The sequence below is a fragment of the Providencia sp. PROV150 genome (genome assembly GCF_028481025.1).
Classification (GTDB): domain Bacteria; phylum Pseudomonadota; class Gammaproteobacteria; order Enterobacterales; family Enterobacteriaceae; genus Providencia; species Providencia hangzhouensis.
Window position 1 is genome coordinate 247840 of the sequence record NZ_JAMPPJ010000001.1, and the last position, 19976, is coordinate 267815.

20 protein-coding genes are annotated in these 19976 nt (G+C 40.8%); 11 read left to right on the forward strand and 9 right to left on the reverse strand.

Features of this window, described 5'->3' with window-relative positions:
- The 5 genes from xylB (at window position 1) to PSE83_RS01225 (ending at window position 7197) form a co-directional block, all read left to right on the forward strand.
- Entirely contained in the window at window positions 1-1470 is a 1470-nt protein-coding gene (xylB, locus tag PSE83_RS01205; protein ID WP_004263576.1) for a xylulokinase, read from the forward strand.
- Window positions 1471-1560: 90 nt separating this feature from the next.
- Window positions 1561-2850: an MFS transporter gene (locus PSE83_RS01210; protein ID WP_004263579.1), complete on the forward strand. Its 1290-nt coding sequence runs from the start codon at window positions 1561-1563 to the stop codon at window positions 2848-2850.
- A 640-nt stretch (window positions 2851-3490) separates the two neighbouring features.
- The gene (locus tag PSE83_RS01215) at window positions 3491-4714 is read left to right on the forward strand and encodes a hypothetical protein (protein ID WP_004263585.1); all 1224 of its coding nucleotides are present in this window, start codon (window positions 3491-3493) and stop codon (window positions 4712-4714) included.
- A gap of 6 nt (window positions 4715-4720) precedes the next feature.
- Window positions 4721-5956 (forward strand): Zn-dependent hydrolase, encoded by a 1236-nt coding sequence (locus PSE83_RS01220; RefSeq protein WP_004263588.1) that lies wholly within the window; start codon window positions 4721-4723, stop codon window positions 5954-5956.
- Between the two features lie 56 nt (window positions 5957-6012).
- Window positions 6013-7197 carry an amidohydrolase gene (locus tag PSE83_RS01225; RefSeq protein WP_004263593.1) on the forward strand — a complete coding sequence of 395 codons (1185 nt, stop codon included), beginning with the start codon at window positions 6013-6015 and terminating at the stop codon, window positions 7195-7197.
- A 127-nt stretch (window positions 7198-7324) separates the two neighbouring features.
- On the opposite strand, the gene PSE83_RS01230 is transcribed toward PSE83_RS01225, so the two are convergent.
- Window positions 7325-7501: a DUF2526 family protein gene (locus tag PSE83_RS01230; protein ID WP_004263596.1), complete on the reverse strand. Its 177-nt coding sequence runs from the start codon at window positions 7499-7501 to the stop codon at window positions 7325-7327.
- Window positions 7502-7568: 67 nt separating this feature from the next.
- Window positions 7569-8129 carry a helix-turn-helix domain-containing protein gene (locus tag PSE83_RS01235; RefSeq protein WP_144140111.1) on the reverse strand — a complete coding sequence of 187 codons (561 nt, stop codon included), beginning with the start codon at window positions 8127-8129 and terminating at the stop codon, window positions 7569-7571.
- A gap of 82 nt (window positions 8130-8211) precedes the next feature.
- Here PSE83_RS01235 and PSE83_RS01240 point away from each other — a divergent pair, with 82 nt between their 5' ends.
- Window positions 8212-8877 (forward strand): AzlC family ABC transporter permease, encoded by a 666-nt coding sequence (locus PSE83_RS01240; protein ID WP_036958651.1) that lies wholly within the window; start codon window positions 8212-8214, stop codon window positions 8875-8877.
- Window positions 8878-8879: 2 nt separating this feature from the next.
- A complete protein-coding gene (locus PSE83_RS01245) occupies window positions 8880-9197 on the forward strand; it encodes an AzlD domain-containing protein (protein ID WP_004263608.1) in 318 nt (105 codons plus the stop codon).
- Window positions 9198-9341: 144 nt separating this feature from the next.
- Here the strand turns inward: PSE83_RS01245 and PSE83_RS01250 are convergent, their stop codons facing one another.
- Both PSE83_RS01250 and PSE83_RS01255 read right to left on the reverse strand, forming a co-directional pair.
- Window positions 9342-9530, reverse strand: a complete 189-nt coding sequence (locus PSE83_RS01250) for a YegP family protein (protein ID WP_004263611.1) — start codon at window positions 9528-9530, stop codon at window positions 9342-9344.
- Window positions 9531-9910: 380 nt separating this feature from the next.
- Complete coding sequence (locus PSE83_RS01255; protein WP_004263615.1) at window positions 9911-10306, reverse strand: hypothetical protein; 396 nt, start codon at window positions 10304-10306, stop codon at window positions 9911-9913.
- Window positions 10307-10485: 179 nt separating this feature from the next.
- Between PSE83_RS01255 and PSE83_RS01260 the strand changes: the two genes are divergently transcribed.
- A complete protein-coding gene (locus PSE83_RS01260) occupies window positions 10486-11490 on the forward strand; it encodes a luciferase-like monooxygenase (RefSeq protein ID WP_110591596.1) in 1005 nt (334 codons plus the stop codon).
- A gap of 95 nt (window positions 11491-11585) precedes the next feature.
- Here the strand turns inward: PSE83_RS01260 and PSE83_RS01265 are convergent, their stop codons facing one another.
- The 4 genes from PSE83_RS01265 to hxpB form a co-directional block, all read right to left on the reverse strand.
- Window positions 11586-11975, reverse strand: a complete 390-nt coding sequence (locus PSE83_RS01265) for a YkgJ family cysteine cluster protein (protein ID WP_094961737.1) — start codon at window positions 11973-11975, stop codon at window positions 11586-11588.
- Between the two features lie 246 nt (window positions 11976-12221).
- On the reverse strand, window positions 12222-13613 hold the full coding sequence (locus PSE83_RS01270) for an L-cystine transporter (protein WP_004263624.1): 1392 nt from the start codon (window positions 13611-13613) through the stop codon (window positions 12222-12224).
- 181 nt (window positions 13614-13794) lie between these two features.
- The gene (locus tag PSE83_RS01275) at window positions 13795-14370 is read right to left on the reverse strand and encodes a metal-dependent hydrolase (RefSeq protein ID WP_004263626.1); all 576 of its coding nucleotides are present in this window, start codon (window positions 14368-14370) and stop codon (window positions 13795-13797) included.
- A 192-nt stretch (window positions 14371-14562) separates the two neighbouring features.
- Window positions 14563-15228, reverse strand: a complete 666-nt coding sequence (gene hxpB, locus PSE83_RS01280; RefSeq protein WP_004263628.1) for a hexitol phosphatase HxpB — start codon at window positions 15226-15228, stop codon at window positions 14563-14565.
- A gap of 295 nt (window positions 15229-15523) precedes the next feature.
- Here hxpB and PSE83_RS01285 point away from each other — a divergent pair, with 295 nt between their 5' ends.
- Entirely contained in the window at window positions 15524-16063 is a 540-nt protein-coding gene (locus PSE83_RS01285) for a YniB family protein (protein ID WP_004263634.1), read from the forward strand.
- 297 nt (window positions 16064-16360) lie between these two features.
- Here the strand turns inward: PSE83_RS01285 and PSE83_RS01290 are convergent, their stop codons facing one another.
- On the reverse strand, window positions 16361-17230 hold the full coding sequence (locus PSE83_RS01290; RefSeq protein WP_004263637.1) for a fructosamine kinase family protein: 870 nt from the start codon (window positions 17228-17230) through the stop codon (window positions 16361-16363).
- 277 nt (window positions 17231-17507) lie between these two features.
- Here PSE83_RS01290 and PSE83_RS01295 point away from each other — a divergent pair, with 277 nt between their 5' ends.
- On the forward strand, window positions 17508-19340 hold the full coding sequence (locus PSE83_RS01295; protein ID WP_036958655.1) for an AAA family ATPase: 1833 nt from the start codon (window positions 17508-17510) through the stop codon (window positions 19338-19340).
- A gap of 1 nt (window position 19341) precedes the next feature.
- Window positions 19342-19974, forward strand: a complete 633-nt coding sequence (locus PSE83_RS01300) for a 4Fe-4S single cluster domain-containing protein (protein ID WP_004263648.1) — start codon at window positions 19342-19344, stop codon at window positions 19972-19974.
- The last annotated feature ends 2 nt before the right edge of the window (window positions 19975-19976 follow it).

Here is a 19976-nt window from a genome sequence, read left to right on the forward strand (position 1 = left end):
ATGTACCTCGGAATTGACCTAGGCACTTCAGAACTTAAGGCCGTATTAATTAATGCTCAGGGCGAAATTGTTGCCTCAAGTCACATGGCATTAACAGTACAAAGGCCACATTCTCAGTGGGCAGAACAATCACCAGATAGTTGGTGGGAAGCCACTAACGCGGTTGCGGCTACCTTGCGCCAAAAAGCCCCAGAAGCATGGGCAGCGGTGAAAGCGATTGGTTTATCGGGCCAAATGCACGGCGCAGTATTATTAAACAGCGAGCACCAAGTACTTCGTGACTGTATCTTATGGAATGACACCCGCAGTGCGAAGGAATGTGAATGGTTAATGGCAAATCACCCTGAGTTTCTAACGATTGGTGCTAATTTAGTGATGCCAGGTTTCACGGCGCCCAAGTTATTGTGGGTCGCACGCCATGAACCAGAAATATTCAAACAAGTTGCTAAGGTATTGCTTCCTAAAGATTATTTACGTTGGAAAATGACTGGTCAATTTACCAGTGATATGTCTGATGCGTCGGGCACATTATGGCTAGATGTGGCTAAGCGTGATTGGTCTGATGAACTATTGGCTGCAACTAATTTAACTCGTGAACAAATGCCTTCTTTAGTTGAAGGCGCTGAAAAAAGCGGTGTGTTACGGGCGGATTTAGCTTCCCAATGGGGGCTTAGCGCCGATGTAATTATCGCTGGTGGAGGCGGTGATAATGCGGCTTCTGCTGTTGGTGTTGGTGCGGTTAATGACGGAGATGCTCTAATTTCTTTGGGCACCTCTGGCGTCATTTTTGTGGTTAATAATCAGCTACAAGCAGCACCACACCAAGGCGTCCATGCATTTGCTCATGCATTGCCAAATCGTTGGCACCAAATGAGTGTGATGTTAAGTGCTGCCAACTGTTTGCGTTGGCTTTGCCAGCTTCTTTCCACAACGGAAAACCAGCTAATGGATGAAGTGGGGCAATTGACCGATGACGAGAAGAAGCAAGCGCCAGTATTTTTGCCTTACCTATCAGGGGAAAGAACACCCCATAATGACCCTTACGCAATGGGCTCATTCTTTGCGTTAAAAAATGAAACAACGCGTGCTCAGCTTGGTTATGCGGTGATTGAAGGAGTGACCTTCGCTCTGGCGGATGGCATGCAGGTTTTAACGCAAACGGGAACGCAAATTAGCCAGTGTAGCTTAACAGGGGGAGGAGCACGAAGTCCTGTTTGGGCGCAGCTTATTGCTGATGTTATCGATATACCGATTGTGACTCACCCGGCGAGTTCGTCGGGGGCTTTAGGTGCGGCTCGTTTGGCATGGCTGGCGGACGGCGGTAATACAGAAACCGTGTGCCAAAAACCAGAAGTGCTGAGTACCTATTTACCACAAAAACAGTGCCAAACTTGGTTAAATCAACGGCTTGATGTTTTCCGTTTATTATACCAACAGCAAAAACAAGCAAGGGAATTATTGCCGCAGTAGGCGAGTGTGGCGGTGTTTCCCTACATATCACCGCCACGGTTATCTCTTCGCGATTGATTAAAATAACAAAATTAAAATGAGGAAACTGCAATGGAACAGAAGCAGTATTGGCTTGGTCTACCTAAGCATTTGTTCTGGGGTTTTATTGCCATCGCTATCTTTATGAGTGGTGATGGCTTTGAAATGGCTTTTTTATCAAAACATATTACTGATTTAGGGTTTACACCGGCGCAATCCGCGATGGTATTTACTGTCTATGGTTTAATGGCAGCCGTTGCGGCGTGGGCATCTGGTGTTGTGGCTGAAATTATCACCCCCCTAAAAGCCATGATGATCGGGTTTATTCTCTGGATTGTCATGCATGCCTTATTTATGGCATTTGGTCTCGGTATGAAAAGCTATACCTTGATGCTGTTATTCTATGGTATTCGTGGGCTGGCTTATCCATTGTTTATTTATTCATTTATGATGATGCTGGTGCAAGTCATCCCTCGAGCGCATCTTGCTGCGGCTACGGGTTGGTTCTGGGCGATGTACTCGGTAGGCATTGGTGTTATCGGCAGTTATCTGCCTAGTTTTTCAATCCCAATGATGGGTGAAACAGGAACATTATGGATGGCCATCGGTTGGGTCGCTATTGGTGGCGCAATTGCTTATTTTAGCCTACGTAACATTCCAGTTGATCGCTCCAAAGTTAATTTACCCATGAAAGATAAAATGGCTGAATTGTCGCGGGCTGCCACCATTTTATTTACCAACAAAGACATCTTTATGGCAAGTTTAATCCGCATTATCAACACTATTTCGTTGTTTGGTTTTGCAATCATCATGCCATTACTCTTTGTTGACCGCTTAGGGTTCACCATCTCTGAATGGTTACAGATTTGGGCGGTTTTCTTCTTTGTCACTATTTTTACGAATATTTTTTGGGGAATTGTTGGTGAACATATTGGTTGGATCCGCCAAGTCAGGTGGTTTGGGTGCCTAGGTATGGCAATATCCAGCTTAATGTTTTATTACTTACCGGTTTATTTTGGTCATAATTTTGCCATCGCATTAATACCCGCCATTTTATTAGGTATTTTTGTGGCTGCATTTGTTCCAATGACGGCGGTATTCCCAAGTATTGAGCCACACCATAAAGGTGCTGCGGTCTCAATTTATAACCTTTCAGCGGGGCTGAGTAATTTTGCTGCACCGGCAATAGCCAGTTTAGTATTACCTTTCTTTGATATTGTGGGTGTTGTTTGGGCATATACAGGTTTGTATATCTTTGCAGGAATACTGACATTCTTTATTAAAGTTCCACAACCCGGCTTTGAAAATAATCGCAAAATAAAACCAGCTAAGGTAGCGGCTGAACAACAAACTAGTCATTAAATTACTTTATCTATTACTCATTAAACCCTGTAGGTAGTGAATTATCTATGGGGTTTTTCTTTGTTTAAATAAACTTTATTGTCAAAACAAACTAAATTGGAGATGAAGGGATATCATCCTTTTCAACAGCAATATAAAGAGAAACGGTTTAAAAATAAAATAAAGTAGAATATTTCCTATAAATAGAAATATTGGTCATATTTATAAGGTGATTTTTCATCTTATTACGATATTTATTGAAAATACAGCCATGGACAATAGAATATAATTTCATAGATTAAAAAATAAACTATAGTTGATTTGTTTGTAAATAATAAGTTAAATGACATAAAATATTAGCTTATAAACCTGCATTTAGAGAATATTAAGGTGCTTGACCCCTTTCAATGTTATATCTGACTATTTAGTTCACTGCATACCTTTATTCCAAGCTGTTTAAATCCTGTTTAGCTCTCTATACATCTGAATTTTCGGTGTTATGATGAATTTTGTTGCAATTTCGTGTATTTGTAGCGAAATACTCTCTATATTGGTGTTTTGTTGCGCCAAATAAAATTTATAATCTAACCTTAATTAAAATTAATAGTTTTAAATACCAAAAAATAATCTAATAAAAAAAGATAAGTGCGGGGAAAAAGTTATGTCACAGATGTTAGCTCTGTTTCTGATAGTGGGGATATTATATATTGGGGATGCTATAGCCGTTAGAACTAAGGCTTGGATCCCCTCCGTATTTGTATGCGCAGTGCTCTTTCTTTTAGGTTATTGGACTATTTTCCCGAAAGATATTGTGAGTATTGCCGGTATTCCTCAAGTAGTTGCGGTTACCTTAATGTATTTGTTAATTACAAATATGGGAACCTTATTATCGTTAAAAGAATTGTTGCGCCAATGGAAAACTATTCTTATCTCCTTAGCTGGGATTTTAGGCATTATTTTCTTGACCTTTATTGTCGGTATTGCCTTATTTGATTTAAATACTGTATTAGTTGCAGTTCCTCCGTTAGTTGGTGGAATCGTTTCTTCGCTAATTATGTCAAAAGGTGCCGCTGAGGCAGGTTTAGTTGACCTTTCGGTTTTCGCTATTTTAATTTACGTTATGCAGGGGTTTGCAGGTTATCCACTCACTGCCGTGATGTTAAAAAAAGAAGGGCGTCGAGTTCTAGAAAAATATCGCAATGGCCAATGGCAAGAAACATTATCTGTTGATGGCGCAAAAGATGTTGAAGTTAAAGCAGTGGTATCTGAAGATGAAATGCCACGTATGTTCAAGAAAATCCCTAACCACTATAACACCAGCTATTTTAAATTCTTACGCTTAGCTGCGGTAGGGTATTTGGCTTATTTAGCCTCATCTTTTGCAGCCCCTTATGTGAGTATTAGCCCATTTGTATTGTGTTTATTATTTGGTGTTATTGCCTCTTCGTTAGGTTTCTTAGAAAGACAACCATTACAAAAAGCCAATGGTTTTGGGTTCGCCATTATGGCCTTAATGTTATTTATCTTCGATACATTAAACCATGCGACTCCTGATATGTTATTGCGTCTAGTTTATCCGATGGTGGTGTTAATTAGTGCAGCGGTTATTGGAATGTACCTTGCATCATGGGTGGTTGGTAAAATATTAGGCGTTACCAAAGAAATGGCGTTTGCTGTTGCTCTAACGGCTTTATATGGTTTCCCTGCTGACTACATCATTACTAACGAAGCGATCAACGCATTAACGAAAGATGAAAAAGAACGCCAAGTATTAACTAGCCATATGTTAGGGCCGATGCTAGTTGGTGGCTTTATTTCTGTGACCATGGTTTCTGTTGTATTAGCAGGTATTATGGTGGCTTATATTGTTCCAATTGCAGGGTAAAAAATAATGGAAACAAGTACTTCAAGAATTCAGCGTCATTTAGAACAGTTAGCAGAATACACCGCAACACCGGGGCAGGGCACTACTCGGATGAGCTATAGCGAACAAGATAAACAAGCGCGTGATTACTTAAAACAAGAAATGCGCGCTTTAGGATTACAAGTTCGAGAAGATGCTATTGGTAATATTTATGGGCGCTTAGAAGGCCAGCAACCTGATTTGCCTGTGGTGATTGTGGGTTCTCATTTTGACTCTGTTCCTCATGGCGGGGCATTTGATGGCCCGGCAGGGATTGTTACAGGTTTGGATGTCGTAGCGCGTATTCGCGAACAAAACTTAACTCCGAAATATCCCTTAGAAGTCATTGCCTTGGTTGAAGAGGAAGGGACCAGTTTTGGCCGGGGATTGATGGCTTCAAGTGTGATAACGGGTTTGATTGGTACAAAAGAATTATACCAACTCAAAGATAGGCAGGGTGTAAGTGCGGCGCAGCGTATGGTAGAGGCAGGGTTCAATGCTGATCATGCATCACAAGCTGTGCTCGACCCTAAAAAGGTCAAAGCATTTTTAGAATTACACATCGAACAAGGCCCGGTGTTAGAACAGGCAAATGAAGATATAGGGATCGTAGAAACTATCGTAGGTATCAGTCAGTTAGAGATTAAACTGACAGGTAAAGCAGGCCATGCAGGTACTACGCCGATGAATATGCGAGCCGATGCATTAGTGTGTGCAAGCCAAATTATTAGTCATATTCCTGAACTAGCAAAGGCGGCAGGGGATAATACGGTTGCGACCGTAGGCCGGTTATCAGTATTACCTAATGGGGCGAATGTCATCCCAAGCGAAGTCACTTTTAGCGTCGATATTCGCTCTAAAAATGACGTTGCGTTACGTAAAGTGATTGAACAAATAATCGAATTAACAGAACAGGTTAGCAATTCGTTAGCGATTTCAAGCGATATTGTTCAGCCGTTATATGTTCAGCCAACGGAGCTCAATAGTGATATTCATCAACTAATGCAACAACATGCCAGCGACCAAAACTTACGTTTTCGTTCAATGGTCAGTGGCGCGGGGCATGACACTATGATTTTTGCAGGTATAACTCAAACGGGACTGATATTTGTGCCAAGTCGTAATGGGTTAAGCCATCATCCAGATGAATGGACGGATTATGCACAAATCGCGCGAGGAGCAGATGTGATGTTTGCTACCGTTAAGTCATTAATAGAATGTTAATTAATAAGTGAGCCAGATACAGTATCTGGTTGAGCAATAGGGTAAAAGGTAGAAAAATGATTAATAAAACAATTACAGCCGCAATCAAAAAATATACACCTGAAATGATTGCTTTTCGTCGTGATCTACACGCTCACCCTGAACTACCGTTTGAAGAAGTACGCACCACGCAACGTATTGCTGAAGAATTAGACAAAATCGGAATCGAGTATCGGCTAACCGAGCCTACCGGTGTTATTGCGGAAATTAACGGCGGTAAGCCAGGTAAAACAGTTGCTCTGCGTGCAGATATAGACGCATTACCCGTTTTGGAATTGAATGATTCATTAGAATATAAATCGACTATTGAAGGCAAAATGCACGCTTGTGGTCATGATGCGCATACGGCAATGCTATTAACGGCAGCCAAAGCATTGTATGAGGTGCGAGAAGAATTAGCCGGCAATGTGCGTTTAATTTTCCAACCTGCAGAAGAGATTGCTCAAGGCGCATTAGCCATGATCAAACAAGGCGCAATCGAAAATGTGGATAACGTTTTTGGTATGCATATTTGGACAACCACACCATCAGGAAAAGTATCTTGTAATGTGGGTGGGTCTTTTGCTTCTGCTGATTTACTGAAAGTCACTTTTAAAGGCCGTGGTGGTCATGGTTCTATGCCAGAAGCAACTATTGATGCAGCAGTTGTTGCTTCAGCATTTGTCATGAATTTACAAGCGATTGTGTCCCGAGAAACCTCATCTTTAGACTCAGCCGTGGTCACGATAGGTAAAATGGATGTCGGGACACGCTTCAATGTTATTGCAGAAAATGCAGTATTGGATGGTACGGTACGTTGTTTTGATATTGAAACTCGTAACCGTATCGAAGCTGCGATCCGTCGTTATGCCGAGCACACTGCGGCTATTTATGGGGCGACTGCGCAGGTTGATTATATCTATGGGACACTACCGGTTATCAATGAGGAGCGCAGTGCGCTACTGGCTCAATCAGTCATTTCACAAGCTTTTGGTGAGCAAGCTCTGATTAACGAAAGACCAACACCGGGTGGTGAAGATTTCAGCTTCTACATTGAAAACATCCCGGGGTGCTTTGCGCTGTTAGGCACAGGAAATGCCGAAAAGGACACTCAATGGGCACATCATCATGGTTGTTTTAATATTGATGAAGACACGATGGCGACAGGTGCTGAACTTCATGCCCAATATGCGTGGAGTTATTTACAGCAACAGGAGTTTTAATTGAGTATGTTAATGCTATTAGGGCTAGTTATTTTACCAATACCGGGATTACCACTAACCCTACTGCCTATTTATTTTGGTTATTAAGATCAGTTAAGAGTGCGAATAGCGGCCATATATTTGGCTGCTATTTGTTGTGATGAATAAAAATAGCTTCTCTTAAGCGCTGTTGTTGTTCAAAACGTTGTTCTTGGTTGATTTGCGGGTCATGGGATAGCTGCATCAGCATTTCATTCATCTTATGAACTGAATTTTCATCAATCAATTGGTTTACTTTTTCAACAATTTCATCATAGTAGGACATAACACAGGCTCCAATTAATATTCACTAAAGCTATAATAACGCAAAATCTATTGGGCTAGATAGGCGATTAATTTTGTTTATCGATCACCATAACAGCCATCGTATTCGGTTCTAAGGCTCGCATTATATGTGGCTCATCTCCGGGGTAGTGAATATAGTCCCCAACTTGTAGCTCAACAGGGTTATCCAATGGGCCGACTAACGCTCTGCCAGACATAATAATGATGTGCTCGCTGACGCCATGCATATGAGGTTCTGAAATACGATCACGACCGGGCTGGGCAACCACAGTATAAATATCACGTCGCGAATCTGCGGGAGCTGATGAGAGTAAAAAGGCCAAATAATTCGCGTGTTCGGCACTGACCGGTATCGCCTCTCCATGGCGGATCACTGTGACAGCTTCTTGCTTTTCTTCAATTAGCCGTGCGAAAGGAATATCCAACGCCACACAAAGAGCCCATAAGGTTTCAATACTTGGGTTACCACTACCTGATTCCAATTGAGAAAGTGTAGATTTAGCGATACCCGCTTTACGAGATAGCTCTGATAGGGATAGCCCGCTTTTTTGTCTTTCACGAACAAGGGCTTTTGAAATCAACTCAATGGGAGGTGAAGGCAGATTCAATTTTAATTTTCCTATTTAGATTGCACTTTATACTATCTATCGACATAATGAACGAATGTATTATATATCGAACGGTCTAGGGATGCTAACTTCAATAAGCTCAAAGCTAAATCATAGCACAGTGAAAAATATAGCTCTTGTCTGTTTTGCTGACTTAATTGTTGGCATTTCTTATGGTGCATTGGCGCTTTCACAGGGATTTGATTGGTGGGTACCAGTGACCTTATCTATTTTAGTGCTCGCAGGGGCATCCGAGTTTTTGTTTATCGGTGTGATTTTTGCTGGTGGAAGCCCGCTTTCTGCTGCACTCGCGGGGCTATTAGTTAATTCACGACATATCCCCTTTAGTTTTGCAACTAGTGATTTAACGGGGAAGGGAGCAAAGTCGCTATTGGGCTATCATATTATGAATGATGAGAGTGTTGTATTTGGCTTAGCTCAAGAAACTGAATCAGAAAAACGTGCGGCTTTTTGGTTGTGTGGGATAGGTATTCTATTGTGTTGGCCAATTGGTGTTGTGATAGGTGAGGTATTGGGCAGCTTTATTAATGATACTCATATATATGGTATGGATGCGATGTTTCCTGCGATTATTTTAGCGCTTTCATTGCCCGCGTTATCGGATAAACGCCTGCGGTTAACCGCCGTTATCGGTGCAGTTATCGCTGTTGCAACGACACCGATACTACCAGCGGGGATCCCTGTATTACTGGCATTATTGAGCTTGGTTGTTTATATAAGGAAATAATAGTGACAAATAACCCGTGGTTAATTATTAGCGGAATACTGTTGTTGGCGGTTGGTACTTATTTAATGCGAGCATCAGGGGCTTTGCTACGCGGTCGAGTAGTCCTTTCGGAGAATAGCAAAGTATTATTTTCAGCAGCAGCCATTGTTATTTTATTTTCAGTTGCGGCAACGTCTACGTTATTTTCAGGTGATGAAGTTTCGGATTGGCCTAAAATTGTAGGGGTATTCGTGGCAGGTGTACTGACTTGGTTTAAAAAACCATTTATTATCATTGTGTTGTCAGCAGCGCTTGTTACTGCGTTACTTAGGTTCATTTGATTAGTGGCTAATTTACTTAGTGCTTAAATTGAATAGCAATTAATTTAAATTGTGTTACTTGCAATAGCGTGTATTTATGTAAGTTATATAAGCCAACAGATAAAAAAGTGGCCCCGATTCGCAGAAGACTGGGGCCACAGAAACTTACTCAGTTAGATCTTTAATTGTTTCAGAAGAGCCATTTTTTTGGACAGAGGCAATCCCTTTAAGCGCAGATTGCTTAGATGCATACATTTCACTTTTTGCAATCACTTCGTGATTTGCTGCTTTTAAAACGAAATAGTAAGGCTGAGCAACGTCTTTAGTGGATTTTTTTAATTCAAAATACCCCATGATAAGCTCCTGATTTTCTATTTAAGGGATGTCAAACAAAGTGTTAATAAATTACAGTTATTAACAATCTGCTTGAATTAAGAGTAGTCGCTATTAGGTGTTATTACTAGAGAGGAAGGTCCAATTCAGAGAAACTTTTTTTAAAAAAAAGCCTCTGGTATACAGAGGCAATCGTAGGATATATATACTCGTCATAATTCAAGTTACAGCGTTGTTGACGGAATTCATTCGTCGCCTAACTGCACCATGAGTTATTTAGAGTGTAGAACTCTTTATTGTCTGGATAAGATATCGGCTTTTATTGATAGGTGCTATCTGGTTGTACTTATCAATATAAAAGGTTTTGCCGATAACTTAATTAATTTTTATTGATACCATTATTACTGTGTAGCTGGGACACGAATTGGCTCTGGTGTTGGCATGGCATTCATTGGTTTAAATTCAGGGACTTCCATCACTGTAACTTTGACAATATAGCGTTTGCCATCTTCAATTTTGGGCGCATTATTGGCCAGCTTTTTTGCAGTTTCATTTGGTGTCATCGTTTGTTCCGCAACGCTATACACCATATTGTGATGGTTACCCATGTGCTGACGAGGCATTTTGTGGTTAACGCCATTTGCTGCTGCGGTAAAGCCGACGGTTAATAATGCTAAAGCTAATAAACTGGTATTTAATTTTTTCATTTCAGTATCCTCTGTATTGGTGATGGGCAAATCATTCACCAATTCATATTGTCTCGCAATCGCTTTTACCTCCCCTGACGGAAGCTCCATAATTACTGCACTTTTTATTCAAGCTTGAACCATAATTTATATAAAACAGTGGCTTATTAGACGGTAATTTACATTTTTAGACCACTTGTGCTAATGCAAATTTCAGTGCTGGAGACATCAAAGGGGATAGTCTAGGATGGTAAGCTAGGTTAAACAAAATTCTAACAAAGTGAGTGTGTATGTCAGATAAAAAAATACCCCTTTCTTTACTCGACCTTGCGCCAATCATTCAGGGTTCGACGGCGAAAGAGGCCTTTGCTCATTCCCTTGATATTGCTCAGTTAGCAGAAAAACTCGGTTACCACCGCTATTGGCTTGCGGAACACCATAATATGACTGGGATTGCCAGCGCGGCGACCTCGGTGTTAATAGGCTATCTTGCCGCAAATACTCACAATTTACGTTTAGGTTCTGGTGGCGTCATGTTGCCGAATCATTCACCGTTGGTGATCGCAGAGCAATTTGGCACACTAAACACACTTTACCCTGAACGCATTGATTTAGGCATAGGGCGTGCTCCTGGAAGTGATCAGCGAACGATGCAAGCTTTACGCCGCCATATGAATACGGATATCGATAATTTCCCGCAAGATGTTGCGCAAATCATTAATTGGTTTGATGCTATAAACCCAGACCCAGCAGTGCGCCCAGTGCCAGGCTTTGGCGAAAAAATTCCGGTTTGGTTGTTAGGTTCGAGTTTATACAGTGCAAGGTTAGCCGCGCAAATGGGGCTTCCTTTTGCTTTTGCTTCTCATTTTGCCCCTGATTTATTATTACAGGCGTTGGAAGTTTATCGTGCTAATTTCCAGCCATCTCAGAGACTCTCTAAGCCGTATGCGATGGTTTGTATCAATATCATTGCCGCGGATACTCAACGTGAAGCAGAGTTTTTATTTACGTCGATGCAGCAAGCCTTTGTTATGTTACGTCGTGGTCAACCTTCTCAATTGCCTGCACCTGTTGAGAGTATGGAAAATATTTGGTCACCCGCTGAAAAATTTGGTGTTCAACAAGCATTAGGCATGTCATTGGTAGGGGATAAAACCAAGGTACGTCATGGGTTGGATACGATATTACGGCAAACTCAAGCGGATGAAATTATGGTAAATGGCCAAATTTTTGATCATCAAGCTCGTTTATACTCTTTTGAGTTGGCGATGCAGGTAATGAACGAAATCATGTAATTTAAATAGCTGGATGATTAACACGTGTGCAAGGACGCATTTTTCAGATTTGGCTCAAAAAAGAGATAACCCAGAAAAATCTGGGTCATTGACGGCTAGCACGCTATTTGTGGTTGATGAGGCTCTAAAGGGGGTAAACCATGAGCAGCACGTGCTCTATCGCACGCCTCATTGTAAATACCATCTTGCCAAGATTGTTCAAACTCGCGGCAAGGTGTAGGCCTTTGTGTGTATATCGAACAAGACACGCATTCTCCAATGGTGCCCTCTAAAGCGCTACAACGCGTATTATGTTTTTGGTTTGTTCCCTGCATACAACTCATAAATGGGGTTATTTGCTCAGTTAAATGTTGTGGTACAACACCACCCCCACTTTCAGCCTCAGCCCAATAAAAAGAGACACGAAAATAGGCACAACATGCACCGCAGCTTACACAAGGGTTATCTGAAGGATCAGTTTTTAGGATATGGACATTATTAGTCATATTAAAAAACCATAAATGATGTTGATAAAATACCCATAGAAAATGGGTTGACGCAACACAAGCAGGAAGCTCAAGAAAACGTTGCTCAGGCTTTATTATCTTACGTTATTCCAGTTTATTGCAATATTATTCAGCACAAAAAACTGATTTTTTTGATATTCCCCAAGGTAAATAAATTTCACATACTTATCATAATCATAAAAAAACCTGCCAGAAGGCAGGTTTCGTTTGAATCATAATGATAAGTTAAACGTGTTTTAAATCTGCGTCATCATTTTGATTGAATATCGCTTTATCTGTTTCACCCATCAACTGGCTAGTCACTGTGCCTGCTGTCATTGAACCACTGACATTCAATGCAGTACGACCCATATCAATTAATGGCTCAACTGAAATTAACAGAGCAACTAATGTAACTGGTAAGCCCATCGCTGGTAGTACAATTAACGCGGCGAAAGTTGCACCGCCACCAACACCCGCGACACCTGCGGAACTGATAGTCACGATACCGACTAATGTCGCAATCCACAGCGGGTCGAATGGATTAATACCCATTGTCGGTGCGACCATCACGGCTAACATTGCAGGGTAAATACCCGCACAACCATTTTGCCCAATTGTTGCTCCGAACGATGCAGAGAAGCTAGCAATCGATTCGGGAATACCGAAACGACGTGTTTGTGTTTCAATATTTAGTGGAATACTTGCAGCACTTGAACGGCTAGTGAATGCAAATGTCAGAACTGGGCCCGCTTTCTTAAAGAATTTAATAGGGTTTAAGCCAGTCGTCGCCACTAAAATACCATGTACAACAAACATAATGCCTAACGCAACATAGGACGCAATAACAAAAGTGCCTAGGTTGATGATGTCATGCAAGTTTGAACTTGCTACGACTTTAATCATCAGCGCCATCACACCATATGGCGTTAAACGCATGACCAAGCGAACTAATTTCATTGCCCAAGCTTGCATAACATCAATCGCTGCTAAGGCTTTTTCACCACGCTCTTTATCATCTTTAAACAGTTGCAGTGCGGCAACACCTAAGAAAGCAGCAAAAATAACGACACTAATAATTGACGTTGGGTTTGCACCAGTTAAATCTGCAAATGGATTTTTTGGAATAAACGATAAGATTAGCTGAGGCACGGTTAAGTCAGAAACTTTCCCAATATAGTTGCTTTCTATTGCTGATAAACGTGCTGTTTCGGATTGACCTTGAACTAAACCTTCGGCAGTCAGGCCGAATAAATTGGCAATTAAAATACCCACTAACGCCGCAATAGCTGTGGTAAATAACAAAGTGCCAATTGTTAAAAAGCTAATTTTACCTAGCGAAGAAGCTTTATGTAGCCTTGCCACTGCACTTAGTATTGAAGCAAATACTAATGGCATAATCACCATTTGTAATAGCTGCACATAACCATTTCCGACAATATTAAACCACAGAATGGAGTCTTTTACCGTTTGGTGGCCACTACCATACACGAGGTGCAGTACTACCCCATAGGCAACACCGAAAACCAGACCGACTAACACTTTTTTAGATAGGCTCCAGCCTTTAGCCCCTAGTTTTGCCAACAGTATTAGTAGTGCTACAAAGCCGAGCACATTAATAATTAGAGGAATATTCATTCCGAACTCCAAATCATATTTTTATAAGGTATGTTACTTGCCCTTTAGTCCTTATTGGTTATAAGGATTTAGTTGCTTCAAACAACTGGTTATATGTTATCAGTTGATAAAACACATTTCTTATATCAAAAAGTAATAATATAGTATTATTCATACTTACATTATATTACAAAACTATAATTTATGTGGGGAGATATGTATCTATTTGATTATGAATGTATTTTAAGATCACATCAACATGGCTATAAAAATCAAATTGATAACCTGCAGGTAACAAGCAGGCACAAACAGTCAAAACAATGGCAACAAAGCGTTCTCCACGTTGGCTATTTTTACCGCGGATCATGGGAAAACAAAAACGTTGAGGGAGTGGCCATAGGAATGGTACTCCTGAAGGGGTGAGCATGTCAGCGACTAGATGACTGATATAACCTAATAAAAAAGCTTGGATAATATCATTTGGAATTGCCCATTCGGTTGGTATCCATTGATAACAAGAAATCATCAAAAGTAACCATGCAACTAAGCTATGAGTAAACCCCCGGTGCCCACACAATTTGGAAATGGGTAATGAAAAAATCCGTAGTAGTCGACCAGGAATTGAAGAGGGGTGGTCAATATCGGGCAATAATGCGCCTAATAAGGCCCCTGGAACCATGTGCAGCCAATCACCATGAGCAATCTCTGGGGTGATTTGAAGTTTATGAGCCATTATTAAAGAGGCGACGGAAAAAAGCAGATGCCCTTCAGCTGTCATGGTGGATAAAATACCATCTGTTTATCTATACAGTTGATTGGCAGTATAAAGTGTTTGAAAAGAATATGATAGTGGTAGAAAGATAAAAAAACTCTTATTTATTAGCAAATAAGGGAAGTATTTTATAATTTAACACAATACCCCTACCTAAATTAGATAGGGGAGAACGCTTATTAGACACTCAAGGTATTCTTAACGTAAATGTTCAGCCTTTAAGTCATTCAGTGAGGCTAATTTGATATCCGCTAAACCAAAGCGCGGGTCATTAAAATGCTTGCTGTCAGGCACCACAATTGAACGCATTCTGGCGGCTTTTGCAGAAATCATACCGTTAAATGAATCTTCTAATGAAACGCAATTGACGGGTTTAGTCGATAACTCAGCTGCTGCTTTAAGATAAACTTCAGGATGAGGTTTACTCAAGGGTAAATCAGATGCGGAAATAACCGCGGAGAAATAATCACGAATATCGAGAAGGTTTAATACTTTTTCCAACATGTACAAAGGAGAGGCTGAAGCCAGCGCAATTTTTAAATCCATTGAACGGCAAAGTTCCATCGCATGTTGCACACCCGGTAGAATAGGGCGAGTTTCTTCAACTAAGCCAACAACACGGTCAATAATGCGTTGTGTGGCTTCTTCTTGGCTGCATCCTTGCCAAGGAGAGGCGTGGTACCAAAGCTCCACCACATGGTCAATACGTAAACCCAAGGTATCAGGCAGGGTATCCGCAATTGAAACGTCAACACCCAATTGTGAAAAAATCTCAAGTTCAGCCTGTGCCCAAAAAGGTTCCGAGTCGATCAATAAACCATCCATATCAAAAATGACCGATTGGATGGGAAGATTATGGTACATGTCAAAACTCCATTCATGTCGTATTTATTAACGAAGAAGTCATGATATCAGTAAACTGACTTTAAGCGTATTACTTGAAATCAGTATTAGTCTAATATTGAGGAATATTCGGACAGTATGAAGTAAAAGTATAATGGTAATGAATAGCCTCACTATTTTGATTAGTCTGAAAGTCTATATATTATTATTAATCGTGAATTGAGATTTGGAGGCAATGAATATTTTCAGCTATGATTAGCGTTGAATAATCATTGTAAAAATTTATCAAAAATCATAACGCTGAGGAAAAGCAGTAATGAATTACCATAATGCCAATTATGTCGCAATCGGCAAACGTATTCTGGGTTGGGTTGTTTTTCTGTTAGCATTAATTTCGACATTGGCGTCTTTAATTAAACTGGCAGGCATGAAGGGGCTCGCAGGAGAAGGGATTAATGCAGTCGCTAATGATTTTATTAAATTAATGGCGGAAATGACCCGTCAAAGTACACCATTCCTAAATTTCTTTTGGAATAACTCACCAGTACCTCAAGTCGCTAATGGGTTTTCCGGCAGTAATATCAGCTTTATCATCATCTTTATTTTTATTTTTGTTGGGCTCGCGTTAAGTGCATCAGGTTTGCGCATGTACCGGCAAATTAAGTTTATTCGTGAAAGCCTAGAAGATCACGTAATCATAGAAAAAGCAAAAGGGATAGACATCTCAAAAGAAGAGCTTGAAGCTAAGGTGACTATTCCTCGTCATACGATATTCACTCAATTTTTTCTTCTTTATTTTTGGCCAATTGTATTGGGGCTAGCGTTGTATTTTCTTCTGCGTTTCCTTAATTGGTAATTTTCGAATTTTCGTCATACTTCGAGCTGTAGCGGTGTTGGCTTCTTTCGGCTATTTGGGTCACATACTTGTGTATTCTCCCCAAACTATCCTCAATTGCCGCCTTGCTACAGCTCGAATTATTTAGAAAATTAATTATTCGTCGTACTCCATACTATGAGGGTGTTGGCTGCGTTTAGCTTCTCGGGTCACATACTTGTGTATGCTCCCCAAACTATCCTCAATCGCCGCCTTGCCACAGTTCGAATTATTTAGAAAATTAATTATTTGTCGTGCTAAATGCTAAAAAACAGGAGCTTATTTTTCGTTGAGTAGATTATCAATAATCGTGCGTGCTTGCTGGTAGCTTTGTTCGTTACCAAAGATATGGGCTTGGTTAAGTAAATAGTAAAGTTGGTATATTGGTTGTCTATCTAAAAAGCCATTGGGGAGCGGCCAAACACTTTGGTAGCCATCAATAATTTGGATCGGAAGATCTTGATATAATGGCAACATCGCAATATCACACTCCCTATCACCCCAATAACATGCGGGGTCATATAGCACACCTTCAAGATTTTGAGTGATAGCACAGTTAGCTGGCCATAAGTCACCATGTAATAAAGAGGGTTGTGGCTGATGCCCAGCAAGTTTCTCTTTAACAATATCGACAATTTGCTGAATATCAGCAAATACCATTCCTTTTTCGGAAGCGAGTTGTAATTGCAAGCCAATACGCTTTTCTGCAAAAAATGAATTCCAACGCTTTTCCCAGCCATTAGGTTGCACAATTGTGCTTAGCATAGTATCAAAATCAAACCCGTAGCTAGGCTGCTCTTCCCATTGATGCAAACGCGCTAATTGTTGGCCAAAATGCCATGCATTGGTGTTGTCGAAAGGCTTAAGAGGGAAGTACTCGAGCAGAAGGAAACTGTGGTGCTTATTACTACCAACACCGTAAACCTTAGGAACGGTTATCGTTTGACTTTTAGCGAGCATTTCAAGTTGCTCTGCCTCTTGTTTAAATAAAGGCAAAAACTCACGCCGATTTTGTTTAATGAACACGGTGTGTTCGCCATAGTCAATTCTTAACGTATGGTGAATATCACCACCAGACAGAATGACTTTGTTACGTAGCTCCGCCTCACCTAAGTGTTCACTTAATAAACGACACATTGCTTGCCACATGACTCACCTCGCTCTGCTTTGGTCTTCATTAATACAATACTATAGCGACAGTTTAGGAATTAACAGTGATAATTGTTTAAAAAGAAGAAGCTATCACGAAATTATTGAACAATTATCAGACAATAAACACAAATCTGTTTTGCTTTAAATTTAGCCTATTTATATCTAAATGAGAATGTTCAGATAATACGGTATGAGTTCAAGATCTTGACGCCATTTGCTAGTGATTTCAGGTAAACTGCAAAGAATACTTTCATACTCAAGGGGTGCTATGAACATGGATTTTCAAAAACCGCGCTGGTTAAGAGACTTACTGCGATTTATTCCACTGAAAAGTCAGTTTGTTCTATTTGGCAATGTTCGAGACCTACAAGCCAGCGAAATTGCGCCTAGGGTAGTGACACCGCTGCCATTTAATCAAGCACTCTTTAATAACTTGTTTCAGGCAGGGTATGCCTATGTTATTACCTATACACCACTGATTGGTTTTCAATGCGTGGCGAGCCCCACAGAAAACTCGCAAGCGAGTGCTACATTGATGCAAAACTTAGGTTTGCATATGGCTGATGATAAAGCCGCTGGTGGTATTGATATGTTGAATCATTTGCTGGAAAAATTTATTAACTATAAGCAGCAGCCAATTGCATTATGTATTGATTTCGCCTCTTGCTTGATTTCCCATCGCGATAACCTGACTCCCGCTGAGCACAGCTTATTTACTCGGGCTCTGGTGGTTTCTCACCAAGCAAAAACGCGACCAGCAGGGGAAAATAACCAGCCGTTCTACAATTCTATTTTTTGGATTGTGGAGAAAGAAACCGATTTACCTGATTGGTTTTTAGTTAATAACCCACGAGTGAGAGCCATTCCTGTTGCGAAGCCTGACAGCCAAGTTCGTCGGGTTCTTACGCCAATGTTGTTAGCTTCATTATCTGATGTTAATAGCATAGAACAAGCGGATAAAGACAGCTTATTTAATGACTTTATTGATGAAACAGAAGGGCTCTTGTTACTGGACTTAACGGCGATAGTGCAGCTCGCACGGATTGAAAATGTCCCTGTGACACGTATTAGTGATGCGGTACGACGTTATAAAGTAGGCATAACGGAAGACCCTTGGAAAAAAATTGATAAGCAGAAAATACATAACGCACCAGAGATTATTTCTCGCCGAGTTAAAGGACAACAACATGCCGTCACTCATTTATTGGACATTATTAAACGTGCAATGACCGGAGTGGGGGGGCATAAAGGTGGGCGACCTCGAGGCGTTTTGTTTCTAGCGGGGCCAACGGGTGTCGGGAAAACGGAACTGGCGAAAACGGTCACTCAATTGCTATTTGGTGATGAAAGTGCGTATATCCGCTTTGATATGTCTGAATTTAGTGCAGAACATGCAGACCAACGTTTAATTGGCGCTCCTCCTGGCTATGTCGGTTATGATTCTGGTGGTGAATTGACGAATGCCATTCGTGAAAAGCCGTTTAGTGTGGTGTTGTTTGATGAGATAGAAAAAGCACACCCTCATTTAATGGATAAATTTCTACAAATTATTGATGATGGTGTATTGACCTCAGGACGTGGTGATCGCGTTTATTTTTCAGAGTCGTTGATTATTTTTACGTCAAATCTTGGCATTTATCGTTTGGATGCAAATGGTGAGCGGGTAGCGAATGTCCAGCCGAGTGAGCCTTTCGAAACGGTGACGCGTAATGTGAAAAGTGAAATCGAACGTCACTTTAAATTAGTGTTAAATAGACCAGAGCTGCTCAACCGAATTGGGGAAAACATTATTGTTTTTGATTTTATTCGCCCCGATGTGGCACAACAAATATTCGAACAAATGGTGGGAAATATTCTTTCTGGTTTGGAAAAGCAATCACTGACTATTTCAATTTCACCACAAGCCAAAGAAACGTTAAAACAACATTGCTTAGCTGATTTATCTAATGGCGGTCGAGGTATACGTAACCAATTAGAAAGCTATTTAATTAACCCATTATCTCGCGCTGTTTTCGACCAAGATTTACAGCCTAATTCGGCTTATCAAATTGTCGAAATTGCCACAGGTGAAACAACGCAAATCACGTTAGCAGCGATGAGTAATTGATGTGCTGAATGTTAATATTTCACGAATTCATTTTCCAATTACGGCTCTAGGCCCCGGAAAACGTATTGGTATCTGGTTTCAGGGATGCTCATTACGTTGTAAAGGCTGTCTTTCTCCTGATACATGGCAAGTGAAAGACAATAGCATCACGGTGAAACAATTACTGGACCAGATAACGGAGTGGTTACCATTCGCAGATGGCATCACGATTTCAGGGGGAGAACCGTTTGAACAGCCTGAAGCCTTATCCGCATTAATGAAAGGGATTAAACAGCTAAAAGATGCGGATATTTTAGTCTATAGCGGTTATCAATGGGAACACATTGAAGAGCGTGTTTTACAAATGGCTCCCAATATTGATGCCTTAATTAGTGAGCCATTTATTGTGGATCTTCCGCAAACCCAGATGCTCAAAGGCAGTGATAATCAGCAATTGCATATGTTAACGCCATTAGGAAAAGCGCGATTTATGGCATATCAGCGCTCGATAACACCAGAAGATAAAGTACTGGATTTAGCGTTTGATGAAACAGGGCGGCTATTTTTGGCGGGGGTTCCTGAACGTAACGATATGTTGCGTTTGCGGACCTTGATTGAACAGCAAGATCAATCCTTGCGACAACTAAAAAAATAATT

Excerpts from the sequence above, each read along its gene's own strand:
- xylB (WP_004263576.1), top strand. The coding sequence starts at position 1 with ATGTACCTCGGAATTGACCTAGGCACTTCAGAACTTAAGGCCGTATTA.
- PSE83_RS01210 (WP_004263579.1), top strand. The coding sequence starts at position 1,561 with ATGGAACAGAAGCAGTATTGGCTTGGTCTACCTAAGCATTTGTTCTGG.
- PSE83_RS01215 (WP_004263585.1), top strand. The coding sequence starts at position 3,491 with ATGTCACAGATGTTAGCTCTGTTTCTGATAGTGGGGATATTATATATT.
- PSE83_RS01220 (WP_004263588.1), top strand. The coding sequence starts at position 4,721 with ATGGAAACAAGTACTTCAAGAATTCAGCGTCATTTAGAACAGTTAGCA.
- PSE83_RS01225 (WP_004263593.1), top strand. The coding sequence starts at position 6,013 with ATGATTAATAAAACAATTACAGCCGCAATCAAAAAATATACACCTGAA.
- PSE83_RS01230 (WP_004263596.1), bottom strand. The coding sequence starts at position 7,501 with ATGTCCTACTATGATGAAATTGTTGAAAAAGTAAACCAATTGATTGAT.
- PSE83_RS01240 (WP_036958651.1), top strand. The coding sequence starts at position 8,212 with ATGCTAACTTCAATAAGCTCAAAGCTAAATCATAGCACAGTGAAAAAT.
- PSE83_RS01250 (WP_004263611.1), bottom strand. The coding sequence starts at position 9,530 with ATGGGGTATTTTGAATTAAAAAAATCCACTAAAGACGTTGCTCAGCCT.
- PSE83_RS01255 (WP_004263615.1), bottom strand. The coding sequence starts at position 10,306 with ATGGAGCTTCCGTCAGGGGAGGTAAAAGCGATTGCGAGACAATATGAA.
- PSE83_RS01260 (WP_110591596.1), top strand. The coding sequence starts at position 10,486 with ATGTCAGATAAAAAAATACCCCTTTCTTTACTCGACCTTGCGCCAATC.
- PSE83_RS01265 (WP_094961737.1), bottom strand. The coding sequence starts at position 11,975 with ATGACTAATAATGTCCATATCCTAAAAACTGATCCTTCAGATAACCCT.
- PSE83_RS01270 (WP_004263624.1), bottom strand. The coding sequence starts at position 13,613 with ATGAATATTCCTCTAATTATTAATGTGCTCGGCTTTGTAGCACTACTA.
- PSE83_RS01275 (WP_004263626.1), bottom strand. The coding sequence starts at position 14,370 with ATGACAGCTGAAGGGCATCTGCTTTTTTCCGTCGCCTCTTTAATAATG.
- hxpB (WP_004263628.1), bottom strand. The coding sequence starts at position 15,228 with ATGTACCATAATCTTCCCATCCAATCGGTCATTTTTGATATGGATGGT.
- PSE83_RS01285 (WP_004263634.1), top strand. The coding sequence starts at position 15,524 with ATGAATTACCATAATGCCAATTATGTCGCAATCGGCAAACGTATTCTG.
- PSE83_RS01290 (WP_004263637.1), bottom strand. The coding sequence starts at position 17,230 with ATGTGGCAAGCAATGTGTCGTTTATTAAGTGAACACTTAGGTGAGGCG.
- PSE83_RS01295 (WP_036958655.1), top strand. The coding sequence starts at position 17,508 with ATGGATTTTCAAAAACCGCGCTGGTTAAGAGACTTACTGCGATTTATT.